The sequence below is a fragment of the Herbaspirillum sp. WKF16 genome, from assembly GCF_028993615.1.
Classification (GTDB): domain Bacteria; phylum Pseudomonadota; class Gammaproteobacteria; order Burkholderiales; family Burkholderiaceae_D; genus Herbaspirillum.
The window spans coordinates 3,360,816-3,376,339 of record NZ_CP118632.1; the positions used below are offsets into that span (position 1 = coordinate 3,360,816).

Annotated in this window: 13 protein-coding genes and 1 tRNA gene; 9 read left to right on the forward strand and 5 right to left on the reverse strand. The window is 64.4% G+C overall.

Annotation, left to right across the window (positions count from 1 at the left end):
- Nucleotides 1–65 precede the first annotated feature (65 nt).
- From Herbaro_RS15280 to Herbaro_RS15290, 3 genes are all read left to right on the forward strand, one after another.
- Nucleotides 66–974 carry a LysR family transcriptional regulator gene (locus Herbaro_RS15280; protein ID WP_275010470.1) on the forward strand — a complete coding sequence of 303 codons (909 nt, stop codon included), beginning with the start codon at nt 66–68 and terminating at the stop codon, nt 972–974.
- A gap of 229 nt (nt 975–1,203) precedes the next feature.
- A complete protein-coding gene (locus Herbaro_RS15285) occupies nt 1,204–2,187 on the forward strand; it encodes a M14 family metallopeptidase (RefSeq protein ID WP_275010471.1) in 984 nt (327 codons plus the stop codon).
- 37 nt (nt 2,188–2,224) lie between these two features.
- Nucleotides 2,225–3,022: a transporter substrate-binding domain-containing protein gene (locus tag Herbaro_RS15290; RefSeq protein ID WP_275010472.1), complete on the forward strand. Its 798-nt coding sequence runs from the start codon at nt 2,225–2,227 to the stop codon at nt 3,020–3,022.
- A 644-nt stretch (nt 3,023–3,666) separates the two neighbouring features.
- On the opposite strand, the gene Herbaro_RS15295 is transcribed toward Herbaro_RS15290, so the two are convergent.
- On the reverse strand, nt 3,667–5,298 hold the full coding sequence (locus Herbaro_RS15295) for a methyl-accepting chemotaxis protein (protein WP_275010473.1): 1,632 nt from the start codon (nt 5,296–5,298) through the stop codon (nt 3,667–3,669).
- Nucleotides 5,299–5,464: 166 nt separating this feature from the next.
- On the reverse strand, nt 5,465–6,262 hold the full coding sequence (locus Herbaro_RS15300) for a transporter substrate-binding domain-containing protein (protein ID WP_275010474.1): 798 nt from the start codon (nt 6,260–6,262) through the stop codon (nt 5,465–5,467).
- Nucleotides 6,263–6,575: 313 nt separating this feature from the next.
- Here Herbaro_RS15300 and Herbaro_RS15305 point away from each other — a divergent pair, with 313 nt between their 5' ends.
- The 3 genes from Herbaro_RS15305 (at nt 6,576) to Herbaro_RS15315 (ending at nt 8,288) form a co-directional block, all read left to right on the forward strand.
- Complete coding sequence (locus Herbaro_RS15305) at nt 6,576–7,028, forward strand: hypothetical protein (protein WP_275010475.1); 453 nt, start codon at nt 6,576–6,578, stop codon at nt 7,026–7,028.
- A gap of 110 nt (nt 7,029–7,138) precedes the next feature.
- Complete coding sequence (locus Herbaro_RS15310) at nt 7,139–7,879, forward strand: SOS response-associated peptidase (protein ID WP_275010476.1); 741 nt, start codon at nt 7,139–7,141, stop codon at nt 7,877–7,879.
- 205 nt (nt 7,880–8,084) lie between these two features.
- Nucleotides 8,085–8,288, forward strand: coding sequence for a hypothetical protein (locus Herbaro_RS15315; protein ID WP_275010477.1), 204 nt, complete (start codon nt 8,085–8,087; stop codon nt 8,286–8,288).
- A gap of 101 nt (nt 8,289–8,389) precedes the next feature.
- On the opposite strand, the gene Herbaro_RS15320 is transcribed toward Herbaro_RS15315, so the two are convergent.
- The 3 genes from Herbaro_RS15320 to acs form a co-directional block, all read right to left on the reverse strand.
- Nucleotides 8,390–9,325 (reverse strand): exopolyphosphatase, encoded by a 936-nt coding sequence (locus Herbaro_RS15320; RefSeq protein WP_275010478.1) that lies wholly within the window; start codon nt 9,323–9,325, stop codon nt 8,390–8,392.
- Between the two features lie 405 nt (nt 9,326–9,730).
- Nucleotides 9,731–9,821, reverse strand: a tRNA-Ser gene (locus Herbaro_RS15325).
- Between the two features lie 185 nt (nt 9,822–10,006).
- Complete coding sequence (gene acs / locus Herbaro_RS15330; RefSeq protein ID WP_275010479.1) at nt 10,007–11,989, reverse strand: acetate--CoA ligase; 1,983 nt, start codon at nt 11,987–11,989, stop codon at nt 10,007–10,009.
- A 400-nt stretch (nt 11,990–12,389) separates the two neighbouring features.
- Between acs and Herbaro_RS15335 the strand changes: the two genes are divergently transcribed.
- From Herbaro_RS15335 to murI, 3 genes are all read left to right on the forward strand, one after another.
- Nucleotides 12,390–13,010, forward strand: coding sequence for a YqhA family protein (locus tag Herbaro_RS15335; RefSeq protein ID WP_275010480.1), 621 nt, complete (start codon nt 12,390–12,392; stop codon nt 13,008–13,010).
- Between the two features lie 33 nt (nt 13,011–13,043).
- Nucleotides 13,044–14,585, forward strand: a complete 1,542-nt coding sequence (locus Herbaro_RS15340; protein WP_275010481.1) for a fumarate hydratase — start codon at nt 13,044–13,046, stop codon at nt 14,583–14,585.
- Between the two features lie 106 nt (nt 14,586–14,691).
- The gene (gene murI / locus Herbaro_RS15345) at nt 14,692–15,513 is read left to right on the forward strand and encodes a glutamate racemase (protein ID WP_275010482.1); all 822 of its coding nucleotides are present in this window, start codon (nt 14,692–14,694) and stop codon (nt 15,511–15,513) included.
- Nucleotides 15,514–15,524 lie beyond the last annotated feature (11 nt).

A 15,524-nucleotide genomic window follows, 5' to 3' on the forward strand; every position in this document is an offset into this window, starting at 1 on the left:
TCTTGCTCTTTCCGCTCCGATTGATACCGCGCGCATCTTGCGCGCCTCTCGCAAAGGAACCGCAAGTGCATCTCGTCTGGCTGGAAGACTTCATCGAACTGGCGCGCACGCGCAGCTTCTCGCGCGCGGCCGAGAACCGCTTCGTCACCCATCCCGCCTTCGGCCGCCGCATCAAGGCGCTGGAGCAATGGGTCGGCGCCGAACTGGTCACGCGCAGCCAGCCGGTGACGCTCACCCGCGCCGGCAAACTCTTCCTGGATGCGGCCAATAACTCGGTGGACGTGCTCTACGCGGCGCGCGCGCAATTGCAGGAGACGCCGGCCGAGACCGAGAACATATTGCGCCTGGCCACCGGCCGCACGCTGTCGCAAACCTTCTTCCCGGACTGGTACGAGGGCATCCGCCAGCACTGCGGCGTGTTCCCGGTGTCGATCGCCACCGGCGGCGCGCAGGACGTGATCATGAAGCTGGCCGCCGGCGAGGCCGACCTGCTGATGATCTACTCCAGCCCCGCCACCCGCATGCTGATCGACCACCAGCGCTACGAGTCGCAGACCATCGCGCATGAGCTGCTGCTGCCGGTCTCGGCGCCCGACAAGCGCGGCAAGCCGCTCTACCGCCTCGGCCCCAAGGCCGGCGCCATGCCCTGGCTGGCCTTCTCGCAGACGCTCACGCTGCGCGGCGTGCTGGCCAAGCACCTGGCCGAGCTGGAGCAGAAGCCGGCGCTGAAGATGGTCTACCAGGCCGATTCCTACGAGGCGATACAGGAGATGGCGTTGCGCGGCACCGGCGTGGCCTGGCTGCCGCAGCGGCTGGTGCAGAAGGACCTGGCGGAGGGACGCCTGCTGATCGCCGGCGAGCCGCACCTGCGCGTGCGTTTCGACGTCTCGCTGTACCGCGTGCGCGGCAGCGCCAATGCACTGGTCAACGCCATCTGGGATTACGCCGCCGCGCCGGAGAAGCCGCCCGGGTAGGCCCGCGCACCGCGGCCGGACGCTGCGTTCCCGGCACACGGGACTGCACTGCGAGCCGGCACGCTATTGGTGAGAACGCGCCCCAAATCCGCGCGCGCCGCATGCTCCCGCACCCGCGCGGCGCCGCGCTCCAAACGGCACAAGCCTGTGCCGAATCGGCACGAACGCCTCCGCGCGCCTGCCTATACTCGGCGGCGAAAACTTCACTCAGGCAACCACCAAGGCATCCATGAAGACCCTGGAGCAGATCCGCGCGGCGCTGCCGCAATATCCCGTCGAAGTGGAATTCCCGGACATCGACCGTTGGCGCTTCGGCAACACCGGCATCGACTACGTCCACACCTTCGATAGCCACGTCGACGGCCCGCACGTGATGATCCTGGCGCTCATGCACGGCAACGAAGTGAGCGGCGCCATCGCCGTCGACCGCCTGCTGAAGCAAGGCCTGCATCCGGTCAAGGGCCGCGTCACGCTGGGCTTCGGCAACGTCGCCGCGTATGCCCGCTTCGATCCGCAGGACGCCGACGCCTCGCGCTACATCGACGAAGACATGAACCGCGTCTGGAGCGCCGCGCGCCTGGACGGCGCCGAGGATTCTTCCGAACTGCGCCGCGCGCGCGAGCTGCGCCCCATCATCGACACGGTCGACTTCATGCTGGACCTGCACTCCATGCACGAGGCCGCGCCGCCGCTGATCGTCAGCGGCCCGCTGGACAAGGGCATGGCGCTGGCCGCGCAACTGGGCACGCCGCAGCACGTGGTGGTCGACCGCGGCCATCCCAACGGCGTGCGCATGCGCGACTACGCCGGCTTCGGCGACCCCGCCAGCGCCAGGAACGCGCTGCTGGTCGAATGCGGCCAGCACTTCTCCGCCGCCAGCGAACGGGTGGCGCAAGACGTGGCGGCGCGCTTCCTCCTTGCCGCCGGGGTGGTGGAGCAAGCCGACGTGGCCGCGCTGATGCAGCCCGGCGAGCTGCCGGCGCAGCGCTTCATCGGCGTCACCGAACCGGTGGTGGCGCAAGGCATGGAACTGGAATTCACCGGCGACTACCGCGGCATGGAAGTCTTCGCCAAGGCTGGCACGGTCATTGCAAAAGAAAACGGACGCGAGATCGCCACGCCTTACGACGACTGCACGCTGGTCATGCCCTCCTTGCGGCACATCGGCCCGGGCGTCACGGTGGTCCGGCTGGGCAAAGAGATCGCCCGCTAAATCAGCAAGATCAGCAATCCACTTTCAAGGGGAACATATGAAGTTTGCAAAACCGGCGCTGGCCGCTTCCTTCGGCCTGCTATCCATGCTCGCCGCCAACGTCCACGCCGACGCGCTGGCCGACATCCAGAAATCCGGCGTGGTGAAGATCGCCGTGCCGCAGGATTTCGCGCCGTTCGGCTCGGTCAACGCCGACCTGCAATTGCAAGGCCTGGACATCGACGTCGCCAAGCTGATCGCGCAGAAGATGGGCGTGAAGGTGCAATTGGTGCCGGTGGCCAGCGCCAACCGCATCGCCTACCTGCAGACGCACAAGGCCGACCTGGTCATCTCCACGCTGGGCAAGAACGCCGAGCGTGAAAAGGTGATCGACTTCTCGCAAGCCTACGCCCCGTACAACAACAGCGTGTTCGGCGTAGCCAGCGTCAAGGTCGCCAACGCCGCCGACCTGGCAGGCAAGACCGTGGGCGTCGCCCGCGGCACCTTCCAGGATATCCAGCTCACCGACACCGCGCCCAAGAGCGCCACCATCAAGCGCTACGAAGACAACAACGCCATGATCTCGGCCTACGTCTCGGGCCAGGTGCAGCTGGTGGGCACCGGCGACTTCGTCGCCTACGCGCTGGGTGAAAAGGCGCCGGACAACAAGCCGGTGCTGAAGTACATCATCAACGAATCGAGCTGCAGCGTCGGCCTCAACAAGGGCGAAGGCGCCCTGCTGGCCAAGGTCAATGAAGTCATCACCGCCGCCAAGAAGAGCGGCGAGATCAACGGCATCGTCAAGAAGTGGCTCAACGTGCCGCTGCCGCAGAAGATGGCGACGACGTTCCAGTGATGTGCGGCTGAAGGGCCAAGCAAGAGACGGCGGATTTTTCCGCCGTTTTTTTTCGCGCTTGGCGAGGTGTGGAGGTGCAGGCAACCGCCTGACTGCCGTTCCTGCGAACGCAGTAACCCAGCGTCGTTCAGCGGCCGGCGATGCGCAACCAACGTCGCTGGGTCCCCGCTTTCGCGGGGACGACGGGGAGCGGGATGACTCGAGCGCATGGAGGCGCAGACCACCTATTCACTGTCGTTCCTGCGAACGCAGGAACCCAGCGTCGTTCAGCGGCCGGCGATGCGCAACCAACGTCGCTGGGTCCCCGCTTTCGCGGGGACGACGGGGAGTGGGATGACTCGACCGCATGGAGGCGCAGGCCACCTCCTCACTGTCGTTCCTGCGAACGCAGGAACCCAGCGTCGTTCAGCGGCCGGCGATGCGCAACCAACGTCGCTGGGTCCACGCTTTCGCGGGGACGACGGGGAGCGGGATGACTCGAGCGCATGGAGGCGCAGGCCACCTCCTCACTGTCGTTCCTGCGAACGCAGGAACCCAGCGTCGTTCAGCGGCCGGCGATGCGCAACCAACGTCGCTGGGTCCCCGCTTTCGCGGCGACGACGGGGAATGGGATGACTCGAGCGCATGGAGGCGCAAGCCACAGATCAAGCCCGAGCCATCTCCCTGCCCAGCAAGGCCGGCTGCGTCCCGGCAACCGGCTCGACAAGTTCCAGCTGCGCCACGCCGCGCTCCTCGACGCTGAACACGCTCACCAGCTGCATCAGCTCCCCGGCCTGCCCCCGCATCGAGGCCGCCGCGGCGGCCGCCTGCTCCACCAGCGCCGCGTTCTGCTGCGTCACGTCGTCCAGCTGCGAGATCGCATCGTTGACTTGCTGGATCCCCTCGGTCTGCTCGGCGCTGGCCACGCTGATCTCGTTGACGATGGCGTTGACGTGCTGCACGCTCTCCACCACCCGCGCCATGGTCGCGCCGGCCTGCTCGACCAGCGCGCTGCCGGCGCCGACCTTCTGCACCGAATCGTCGATCAGCAGCTTGATCTCCTTGGCCGCGGCCGCCGAACGTTGCGCCAGCGAGCGCACTTCCGACGCCACCACCGCGAAGCCGCGCCCCTGTTCGCCCGCGCGGGCCGCTTCCACCGCCGCGTTCAGGGCCAGGATATTGGTCTGGAAGGCGATGCCGTCGATCACGCTGATGATGTCGACGATCTTCTTCGACGAACCGTTGATCTCGTCCATGGTCTGCACCACACGCCCGACCACTGCCCCGCCCTCACCGGCGATGCCCGAGGCCGATGCCGCCAGACGGCTGGCCTCGTGCGCGTTGTCGGCATTGGTGCGCACGGTGGAAATCAATTCTTCCATGGCAGAGGCGGTCTCTTCCAGCGCGCCGGCCTGCTGCTCGGTGCGCGCCGAGAGATCCTGGTTGCCTTCGGCGATCTCGCCGGACGCGGTGGCGATGGCGTCGGTGCCGTGACGCACGCGGGTGACGATGCCGCGCAGCTTGGCGTTCATGTCCTGCAGCGCGCCGAGCAGCTGCCCGACCTCGTCGCGCGAGCTCACCACGATCTGCGCGCCAAGGTCGCCGTCGGCCACGCGCTGTGAAATCGCCACCGCCTGCTTCAGCGGACGCACGATGCCGCGCGTGAGCAGCCAGGCGCACAGCACGCCGAACGCCAGCGCCGCCGCTTCCAGCGCCATCAGCAAGACGCCGCTCTGCCTGGCCAGGCGCTCGATGTTGTCCGAGGCGTCGTCGATCTCGGCCTGCTCGGCCTTCTGCAGTTTCTGCATCGCCGCCTGGTACTTCTTGGACAAGGGCATGAATTCCTGGATCAGCACGCTGTTGGCGCCGTCCTGGTCGCCGGTGGATTTCATGTCCATCATCTTCAGGTAGATGGCCTTGTAGTCCTTCTGATATCCAGCGATCTCCGCGTACAGCGTTTTCTCCGCATCCGTATCGAACATCTGCGTGAGTTCCTTCTGCAGTTCCGCGCTTTCCTTGCCCGAGGCCAGCTCCTCGTTGAGGAAGTAGTTGTTGAGCGTCAGGTCGGTGCTGCGCGACATGGCGATGGTGCGCAGGATGGCCGCACGCAGGTTGCCGTACCAGGCCGAGATCAGGCGCTCCTTGCGCACCGACTGGCTGACCATCTCGTGGGTCACGTCCGACACCACCTGCAGGCGCCAGACGCCGATGGCCATGATCAGGATCGACAGCGCCAGCACCACCGAAAAGCCGACGGCAAGGCGGCTGCCTATTTTCATGTTTCCGAAAACCTTCATTTCCACTTCCCCTTGTTTTTTGCTGTGGTCCCGGCAGCCGCGTTGCTGCCTTGCATTTTTCCAGCAAGAAACGTACCCGCGCACAGGGCGTCGGGGCCGCGCACAGCGGTATTGCGATGGGTGGGGGAAGAGGAAGTCCGCCGCAGGACGCGGCGGACCGACAGGCTTACTGGTAGGTGGTGGCGATCTTCTCGGACAACGGGACGTTGAGCCATTTCTTGACGATGCCATTGAGTTCGCCGCTCTTCTTGGACGCGGTCAGCGCCTCGTTGACCTTGGCCACCAGCGCGGTCTCGCCCTTGTTCATGCCCACGTAGCAGGTCGAGACGTTGATGATGTACTTCAGCAGCGGCTTGTTGGTCGGCGTTTTCTCGGCCAGGGCGTAGGCCACGAAGTCGCCGGTGCCGACGATCTGCACCTGGCCCGAGATATAGGCGGCGATCAGGCTGTTGTTGTCTTCATAGCGCTTGAGCACGGTGCTCTTGGGCACGCTGTCGGTGAGCATCAGGTCCTCGAAGGTGCTGCGCGCCACGCCCACGGTCTGGTTGGCCAGGTCGGCCGGACCCGCCACCTTGATCGCCGCCACGCCGAACACGCTGTTGTTGTACGGCGCGTAGCCTTGCGAGAAATCCATCACCTTTTCACGCTCGGCATTCTTGCCCAGGGTGGAGATGATCATGTCGATCTTGTGCGTCTGCAGGAAGGCCATGCGGCTGGAGATGGGCACCGGCACCAGCTCCGCCTTCACGCCCATGCCCTTGGCCACCAGCTTGGCGACCTCGATGTCCAGGCCTTGCAGCTGCAGGTCGGCATTGACCGAACCGTAGGGCGCGAAATCCTGCGGCACGCCGATCTTCACCACGCCTGCCTTCTGGATATCGGCCAGCGTATCGGCGCGGGCGGCGCCTGCGAACACGGCCATCAGGCCGATCGATGCGGCCAGCGCGGTCTTGACGAACTTCATGGTTTTCCCCTGTATTGAACATCACGTTGAAATGCGGTTGGAGGTCTTGCCTCGCCCCGCGTGGTTGGCTACGTGGATCTGCGTGGCTCGCATCACGGTTTGCAAGGACTGTGCCAACGACAGGAAACAGAAGGCGCCGCATGGCGCGGCCACGCACGATTCCTGCGGCGCGGGAAGCGCAGGCCGGTGATGCATTCGGCACGCGCCTGTGCCGAAAACGCAATTCAGCCGCCGGGCGCGCACCTACACTTGCCGCCAATTCAATCGTCCGTTGCGCGCAGCTTGCGCAGCGGCCATCTTCGCGGAGAACGGCATGCCCCCATCGTCCCAGCAGCAACTTGCCTGCGCGGAAACCGCGGCCGTCGCACGGGCGCCGGCCGCGCCGCTGCGCTTCGGTTTCCCGCGCGCCTACCTGGTGCGCCGCTTGCAGCAGAAGATGATGGAACAGCTCTACCTCGGCGCCGGGGCCTGCACCATCGGGCGGCGCGGCGACGACGGCGGCTTCGTCGCGCTCGATGGGAACGGCGACGACGACCACGAAGGCCCGGGCTTCACCCTGCGCCTGCGCCATGCCGCCGGCGGCCATCAGGTGTTCGACCACGACATCGATCTCGACGTCGGCATCCTGCTGGGCCGCTACCTGCTGACCGCGCGCGGCCGGCGCTTCGAGATCGCCTTCATGCCCGCAATGGACGATGCGCAGCTGACCGGCGCCGTGCGCTGGATCGTGCGCGATCTCGACCGCGCCCTGCCCGGGCGTCGCTGATCTTCTTACGGTTTCCCTGGCGACTTTTATAGTCACCCTCTGTTGCCGCGCCTTCGGGCGCGGCTTTTTTATGCTCCGTCGCAAGGACAGGCTTGTGGCAAAATCGACGCATGTGCGTCAACTACAAACCCGCCAGCAAACCGACCGTCGCCGAGCTCACGGGCGCCGACATTTCCGTCACGCCCGACTGGCCGGAGGAGACCTGGCAGGACTACGCCGCGCCGCTGGTGCGCGCCGATGAAGGCGGCGCGCCGGAGCTGGTCGTCGGCACCTACGGCATGATCCCCAAGCGCAAGCTGGAGCCGGGGGTGCGCATCTCCACCATGAACGCGCGCGCAGAGTCCATCGCCGAGCGGCGCAGCTATGCGCAGGCCTGGCGCCGCGCGCAGACTTGCCTGCTGCCCATGCACTGGTTCTGCGAGCCGAACTACGAAGCGGACGGCAGCCGCGCGCAACGCTGGTCGATCGGCATGGCCGATGGCGAACCGTTTTGCGTGGCCGGCCTGTGGCGCGCCTGGGAGGAAGCCGAGGCCGGCTACAGTTTCTCGTTCACGCAGATCACCGTCAACGCCGACCACCATCCGCTGATGAAGCGCTTCCAGAAACCCGAGGATGAAAAACGCAGCCTGGTGGTCGTGCCGAAGTCGCAATACCGCGCCTGGCTCAACGCCGGCTCGGCGCAGGCGGCGTGGTCGATGCTCGACCTGTACCCCTCCGAACTGATGACGGCCTGGCCGGCGCAACAAGCTTATGGCGGCGCGCGCAGCGCCAAGGTAAAGCTGCCCGGCAAACCGGATCGCGCCCTGGCAAAGACTAAAAGCGGGGACGCCCAGGGCGCCTTCGATTTCTAAGCGGGCAGCCGCGGATAAAGCCGCCGATACCGGCCGGCACGGCAGGGAAACGGTCTTTTTATGTAAAAGAGTCGCCATCCCGCCTCATATATCGTTGAATTCTTGCAAGCTAAGAAACCATGATTCTTGAAATGAAGCGGAACTGTTTAGAATCGGTGTAGCCATAATTTTTATAATTCACCCCACCATTGCACAGGAGATAATGATGCCGAGGAAGTCCAAGCTGGCAAACGCGCAGGATCCTGACTTCGTTACGCAACCTGACGGCTTCATCAATGTACCGGTGAGCAAGAAGACGAGAGAGGACCTGCACGCGCTCAAGAAAAGCATGCAGGTCGCCAGCCAGGCCGAGGTCATCGAGAAGGCCGTGGCGATCGCCCGCGCCATTGACATCGCAGTCAGAAACTGACCCTGCGCCGCGCATGAAAAAGGCTCCCGTCGGGAGCCTTTTTCATGTCTTGCCGGTGCTTGCGCGGGACGTCCGCGTCCGGACATCCCCGCCATCGACCATCAGCCATCCGCGTTGATGCGCGTCACCAGTGCGCCCAGCACTTCTTCCGCGCGCTCATTCTCCACCTGGCAGGTGCCGGCGTTTTCATGCCCGCCGCCGCCGTATTCCAGCATCAGCGCGCCGATATTGGTCTTCGAGGTGCGGTTCAGGATGGACTTGCCGGTGGCGAACACGGTGTTCTGGTTCTTCAGGCCCCACAGGACGTGAATGGAAATGTTCGTCTGCGGGAACAGCGCGTAGATGATGAAGCGGTTGCCGGCGAAGATGGTCTCCTCCTTGCGCAGGTCCAGCACGACGAGATTGCCGTGCACGCTGGCACAGCGGCGGATCTGATCCTTGCACTTCTCCGCATGCTCGAAGTAGAGATCCTTGCGCTCCTTCACGTCCGGCGAGGCCATGATCTGGTCGATGGTGTGCGTCTTGCACAGCTCGATCAGGTCCATCATCAGGTTGTAGTTGGAGATGCGAAAATCGCGGAAACGGCCCAGGCCGGTGCGGGCATCCATCAGGAAATTGAGCAGGTCCCATCCTTGCGGATTGAGCACTTCCTGTTCGTTGAAGCGCGCCGAATCGCCCTTGTCGACGGCAGCCATCATGTCGCCCCAGGACGCGGGGAACGCTTTCTCGGCGCCGTAGTAGTCGTACACCACGCGCGCGGCCGATGGCGCCTCGGGATGGATCACGTGGTTCTTGCGCTCGCCGGTGTTGCGGATGGTCTCGGACAGATGGTGGTCGAACGCGAGGTGGACGCCCGGCACGAAGGGCAAGTTGGTGGTGATGTCGCTATCGCTGATCGCGATCTTGCCGTCCTGCATATCCTTGGGATGCACAAACAGGATCTCGTCGATCATGTCCAGGTGCTTCAGCAGGACCGCGCAGACCAGGCCATCGAAGTCGCTGCGCGTGACCAGGCGATATTTCTTTTGTTCGGACATGAGTTTTCCCTCCCTCGTTGGTTAAAATTCTTGCAAATTTCCTGATGGAAATTCAAGCGCCCATCGCGCAACCCGGGAATGACCAGCGCAAGACACGCGCCTGCGGCGCATGCCGCAGCCGATGCATTTCAGCGTAGATCACTTTCTCCCGATCGGTTGAATTTCTTTTGCCGCGACAGATGCACAGGCTTGCCATCATGCCAGCATTTCGGGAGCAGACCAACAGTGTTGTGGATGGATGGCTGAGGATTTCGCGCTACGCGGCATCATCAAAATTTCACGCAGGTTTTTCTTTGGCGCGGAGACAGTTGCCGACAAATCGCCGGATAAAAATAAAGACAGGAAAATTCAGTGCGTGAAAAGAAAAAGCCCCCGATTTCTAACGAAATCAGGGGCTTATCGTACTGGCGGAGAAGGGGGGATTCGAACCCCCGATAGGCTATTAACCTATACACGCTTTCCAGGCGTGCGACTTAAACCACTCATCCACCTCTCCAGGATTCGGGTCGCGTTTAGCGAAGCCGCAGATTATAGCAAGGTTTTTCAGCTTTCCAAGCCTTTTCCGCGGATTTTTCCTGTTCAACAATGAAAAAAGCCGGCGCAGCGGGCTTCCATCACGCTGGCGCCCTGCCCCGCCGGCCTTCCGGCCCCGATGACCCGGGGCCGCTCATGCGTCCGGCCTTATTGCGCTTCCTTCAGCTGATCCAGGATGGCCGGGTTTTCCAGCGTGGAGACGTCCTGGGTGATGGCTTCGCCCTTGGCCAGCACGCGCAGCAGGCGGCGCATGATCTTGCCGGAGCGGGTCTTGGGCAGGTTGTCGCCGAAGCGGATTTCCTTGGGCTTGGCGATGGGGCCGATTTCCTTGGCGACCCAGTCGCGCAGCTCCTTGGCGATCTGCTTGGCTTCGTCGCCGGTGGGGCGCGGGCGCTTCAAGACCACGAAGGCGCAGATCGATTCGCCGGTGGTTTCATCCGGCTTGCCGACCACGGCGGCTTCGGCCACCAGGCTGTTGGCGACCAGGGCCGATTCGATTTCCATCGTGCCCATGCGGTGGCCGGAGACGTTGAGCACGTCGTCGATGCGACCGGTGATGGTGAAGTAGCCGGTGTCCTTGTTGCGCACGGCGCCGTCGCCGGCGAGGTAGATCTTGCCGCCCAGTTCTTCGGGGAAGTAGCTCTTCTTGAAGCGCTCGGGGTCGTTCCAGATGGTGCGGATCATCGAGGGCCAGGGGCGCTTGACGACCAGGATGCCGCCGTTGCCGTTGGGGATGTCGTTGCCGGTCTCATCGACGATGGCGGCGGTGATGCCCGGCAGCGGCAGCGTGCAGGAACCCGGCACCTGGGGCGTGGCGCCCGGCAACGGCGAGATCATATGGCCGCCGGTCTCGGTCTGCCAGAAGGTGTCGACGATCGGGCACTTCTCATTGCCGACGTTCTTGTAGTACCAGATCCAGGCTTCCGGATTGATCGGCTCGCCCACCGAGCCGAGGATGCGCAGCGAGGACAGGTCGTACTGTTTCGGGTGCACCTTCTCGTCGGCGTCGGCGGCCTTGATCAGCGAGCGGATCGCGGTCGGCGCGGTGTAGAAGATGGTGGCCTTGTGGCGCGCGACCATGTCCCAGAAACGGCCGGCGTTGGGATAGGTCGGCACGCCTTCGAACACGATCTGGGTGGCGCCCACCGCCAGCGGCCCGTAGGCGATATAGGTGTGGCCGGTAATCCAGCCGATGTCGGCGGTGCACCAGTAGATGTCGTCGGGCTTGATGTCGAAGGTCCACTTCATCGTCAGCACGGCCCACAGCAGGTAGCCGGCCGAAGAGTGCTGCACGCCCTTGGGCTTGCCGGTGGAACCGGAGGTGTAGAGGATGAACAGCGGATGCTCGGCGTCGACCCACTCCGGCTCGCAGGTGTCGGGCTGGTTGGCCACGACGTCGGAGAGCCAGCGGTCGCGGCCTTCGACCCAGTTGATCTCGGCGCCGGCGCGCTTGTAGACGACCACGTTCTTGATGGTGTCGCAGCCGCCCATGGCGAGCGCTTCGTCGACGATGGATTTCAAGGGCAATTGCTTGCCGCCGCGCACCTGGTAGTCGGCGGTCAGCACGGCCACGGCGCCGGCGTCGATCACGCGCTCCTGCAGCGACTTGGCGGAGAAGCCGCCGAACACCACCGAGTGGGTGGCGCCGATGCGCGCGCAGGCCTGCATGGCGGCCACGCCTTCGACCGACATCGGCATGTAGATGACGACGCGGTCGCCCTTCTTGATGCCCAGCGACTTGAGCCCGTTGGCGAATTGGCAAACCTTCTGGTGCAGCTCGCGATAGCTGACCTTGGTGACCTTGGCGTCGTCGGACTCGAAGATGACGGCGGTCTTGTCGGCGTTGCCGTTCTCGAGGTTGACGTCGAGGCAGTTGTAGGAAACGTTGATCTTGCCGTCGTCGAACCACTTGTAGAACGGCGCGTTGGATTCATCCAGGGTCTTGGTGAAGGGCTTGTTCCACTTCAGGTTGTCCTTGGCCAGGCGGGCCCAGGTGCCTTCGTAGTCGCGCTCGAATTCGGCGTTGAGGGCCTGGTAGGCGTCCATGCCGGAAATGGCGGCGTTCTTGACCAGTTCGGCCGGCGGCGCGAAGACGCGGTTCTCTTGTTTGAAAGTTTCGATGTCTGCCACGATAGTCTCCAGAGGATAATTTTTGCTTTCCGCAAAACATAGGCCGCTTCACTTACTCAGTCCTTACACAACTGGCAATGTTCCCGGCCGGGAACGCCGCTGCGACAGGGCTTTGCGGGCAATCGCCCGGCTCGGCGGCAATACTTGGATGCGGGTGAACCCGGCGCACAGCTCCATCCAGGAGACCGGAATGATGTCGAGATGTTCACAGCCCGGATATTGTGGCACAGGCCGATGTTTCTCGCAGGCACTGCCGCGCTCGCATTTGGGCGGCGATTCTCTTGCGCCGCGCCGCGAAGGCGCGGCCAAGGGCGTGTAAAATACGGCCCCAAATTCGAAGCCCATAATCGGATCCAGCCATACCCGCCAGAATCAAGTATCAAGCGACCCATTCACCTTCATGACAGATCCGAAACCCCAAGCTCCGCGCAAGATCGGCATCCTGCCCAACCTGATTTTCATGAGCCGCTGGCTGCAGCTGCCGCTCTACCTGGGCCTGATCCTGGCGCAGTGCGTCTACGTGTATCACTTCTGGGTCGAACTGTCCGACCTGATCGGCGCGGCCATGGGCAACGCTGCATCGCTGGATCACATCCTCGATGCGGTGGCCATCGCCGGCGCGCCGCGTCCGGAAAAACTCAACGAGCAGACCATCATGCTGGTGGTGCTGGCGCTGATCGACGTGGTGATGATTTCCAACCTGCTGATCATGGTGATCGTGGGCGGCTACGAGACCTTCGTCTCGCGCATGAACCTGGAAGGCCACCCCGACCAGCCGGAGTGGCTGTCGCACGTGAACGCCTCGGTGCTGAAGGTGAAGCTGGCCACGGCGATCATCGGCATCTCCTCGATCCACCTGCTCAAGACCTTCATCAACGCCAACCTGTACGACGTGAAGACCCTGCTGGCGCAGACCGGCATCCACGTGACCTTTCTCGTTTCCGCCATCGCCATCGCCTACTGCGACAAGCTGATGGCACATCCCGCGCCGTCGCCCGATTCGCCCGACAAGCCGCACTGACGACGCCCTATTCCAAACCCGAGAGAACCAGCCATGACCATCATCAAGCAAGACGATCTCATCGAATCCGTAGCCGCCGCGCTGCAGTACATCAGCTATTACCACCCGGTGGATTACATCCAGCACCTGGCGCGCGCCTATGAGGCCGAACAGAATCCGGCCGCCAAGGATGCGATCGCGCAGATCCTGACCAACTCGCGCATGTGCGCGGAAGGCCGTCGCCCGATCTGCCAGGACACAGGCATCGTCAACGTGTTCCTGAAGGTGGGCATGGGCGTGCGCTTCGAAGGCTTCTCCGGCTCGATTGCCGACGCCGTCAACGAAGGCGTGCGCCAGGGCTACATGCACCCGGACAACGTGCTGCGCGCCTCCATCGTGGCTGACCCGCAGTTCGAGCGCAAGAACACCAAGGACAACACCCCGGCGGTGATCCACATGGAGCTGGTGCCGGGCAACACGGTCGACGTGCGCATCGCGGCCAAGGGCGGCGGTTCGGAAAACAAGACCAAGTTCGTCATGCTGAACCCGTCCGACAACCTGGTGGACTGGGTGCTCAAGACGGTGCCGACCATGGGCGCCGGCTGGTGCCCGCCGGGCATGCTGGGTATCGGCATCGGCGGCACCGCCGAGAAGGCCATGCTGATGGCCAAGGAAGTGCTGATGGACGACATCGACATGTACGAGCTCAAGAAGCGCGGCCCCAACAACAAGACCGAAGAGCTGCGCATCGAGCTGTGCGAGAAGGTCAACGCGCTGGGCATCGGCGCGCAGGGCCTGGGTGGCCTGACCACCGTGCTGGACGTGAAGATCATGATGCATCCGACCCACGCCGCCTCCAAGCCGGTCGCGATGATCCCCAACTGCGCCGCCACCCGCCACGGCCACTTCGTGCTGGACGGCTCGGGCCCGGCCTACATGGAACCGCCGTCGCTGTCGGAATGGCCGGAAGTGCACTGGGTGCCGGACACCGAGAAGTCCAAGCGCGTCAACCTGGACACCCTGACCCGCGAAGAAGTCGCATCCTGGAAGCCGGGCCAGACCCTGCTCCTGAACGGCAAGATGCTGACCGGCCGCGACGCCGCGCACAAGCGCATCCAGGACATGCTGGCCAAGGGCGAGAAGCTGCCGGTGGACTTCACCAACCGCGTGATCTACTACGTCGGCCCGGTCGATCCGGTGCGCGACGAAGTGGTGGGCCCGGCCGGCCCGACCACCGCGACCCGCATGGACAAGTTCACCGACATGATGCTGGAGCAGACCGGCCTGATCTCGATGATCGGCAAGTCCGAGCGCGGCCCCGCCGCGATCGAGGCGATCAAGAAGCACAAGTCGGCCTACCTGATGGCGGTGGGCGGCTCGGCCTACCTGGTCTCCAAGGCGATCAAGTCGGCCAAGGTGCTGGGCTTCGCCGACCTGGGCATGGAAGCGATCTACGAGTTCGACGTCAAGGACATGCCGGTGACGGTGGCGGTCGACGCCAACGGCATCTCGGTGCACAACACCGGTCCGGCCGAATGGAAGGAAAAGATCGCGCAGAGCGTGTCGCTGTCCAAGATCCCGGTCACCACGGCGTAAGCCGGGGCCGGGCCGATGCCATTGCGGGAGAACTCTCGGTAACATGCAGCAACCAGGTACAGAGGGTTCTTCCGCGATGACGCAGACCGGCCATGCGACAACTTCAATGCCGACGGCAGCCGACGCTGCCGTCGGCATTTTCGATTCCGGCATCGGCGGCCTGTCGGTGCTGCGCCATATCCACGCCGCCCTGCCGCGCGAGGCGCTGCTGTACTTTGCCGACTCCGGCTATGCCCCCTATGGCGACAAGAGCGAAGACGAAATCGTGGCGCGCTCGCTGGCCATTGGCTCCTTCTTCACCGGCCAGCGCGTCAAGGCGCTGGTGGTGGCGTGCAATACCGCCACCGCGGCGGCCATCCAGGCCATCCGCGAACGCTGGCCGGAACTGGTGGTGGTGGGCATCGAGCCGGGCCTGAAGCCGGCCGCGCAGCAGAGCGGAAGCGGCGTCGTGGGCGTGCTGGCCACGCGCAGCACGCTGGCCAGCAAGCGCTTCGCGCAATTGCGCGCACAGATGGAAAGCCAGTACCCGGTGCGTTTCCTGCCGCAGGCCTGCGTCGGCCTGGTGGACCTGATCGAGAAGGGCGAACTGTATTCGCCGGCCACGGTGGGCTTGCTGGAACGCTACCTCGCGCCATTGCTGGAACAAGGCGCCGATACGCTGGTGCTGGGTTGCACGCACTACCCCTTCGTGCGCGAGGCGATCGAGGGCGTGTGCCGCCGGCTGTGCGCGCGCACGCCGGCCATCGTCGATACCGGCGAGGCGGTCACGCGCCAGCTGTTGCGCCTGCTGGACGCCCGCGGGCTGCATCGCGCCGGCGGAGCGGGATCGCTGGCCGGCTACACCACGGCCAGCCGCTCCACGCTGGAACATGCGTTCGCCGGGCTGCTGCAGCTCAATCCCCCGGTCCACGCCCTGGGCCAGGGATAGGCGGACGCCGG

Excerpts from the sequence above, each read along its gene's own strand:
- Herbaro_RS15285 (WP_275010471.1), top strand. The coding sequence starts at position 1,204 with ATGAAGACCCTGGAGCAGATCCGCGCGGCGCTGCCGCAATATCCCGTC.
- Herbaro_RS15320 (WP_275010478.1), bottom strand. The coding sequence starts at position 9,325 with ATGTCCGAACAAAAGAAATATCGCCTGGTCACGCGCAGCGACTTCGAT.
- Herbaro_RS15315 (WP_275010477.1), top strand. The coding sequence starts at position 8,085 with ATGCCGAGGAAGTCCAAGCTGGCAAACGCGCAGGATCCTGACTTCGTT.
- Herbaro_RS15290 (WP_275010472.1), top strand. The coding sequence starts at position 2,225 with ATGAAGTTTGCAAAACCGGCGCTGGCCGCTTCCTTCGGCCTGCTATCC.
- Herbaro_RS15305 (WP_275010475.1), top strand. The coding sequence starts at position 6,576 with ATGCCCCCATCGTCCCAGCAGCAACTTGCCTGCGCGGAAACCGCGGCC.
- Herbaro_RS15300 (WP_275010474.1), bottom strand. The coding sequence starts at position 6,262 with ATGAAGTTCGTCAAGACCGCGCTGGCCGCATCGATCGGCCTGATGGCC.
- Herbaro_RS15340 (WP_275010481.1), top strand. The coding sequence starts at position 13,044 with ATGACCATCATCAAGCAAGACGATCTCATCGAATCCGTAGCCGCCGCG.
- Herbaro_RS15310 (WP_275010476.1), top strand. The coding sequence starts at position 7,139 with ATGTGCGTCAACTACAAACCCGCCAGCAAACCGACCGTCGCCGAGCTC.
- murI (WP_275010482.1), top strand. The coding sequence starts at position 14,692 with ATGCCGACGGCAGCCGACGCTGCCGTCGGCATTTTCGATTCCGGCATC.
- Herbaro_RS15335 (WP_275010480.1), top strand. The coding sequence starts at position 12,390 with ATGACAGATCCGAAACCCCAAGCTCCGCGCAAGATCGGCATCCTGCCC.
- Herbaro_RS15295 (WP_275010473.1), bottom strand. The coding sequence starts at position 5,298 with ATGAAGGTTTTCGGAAACATGAAAATAGGCAGCCGCCTTGCCGTCGGC.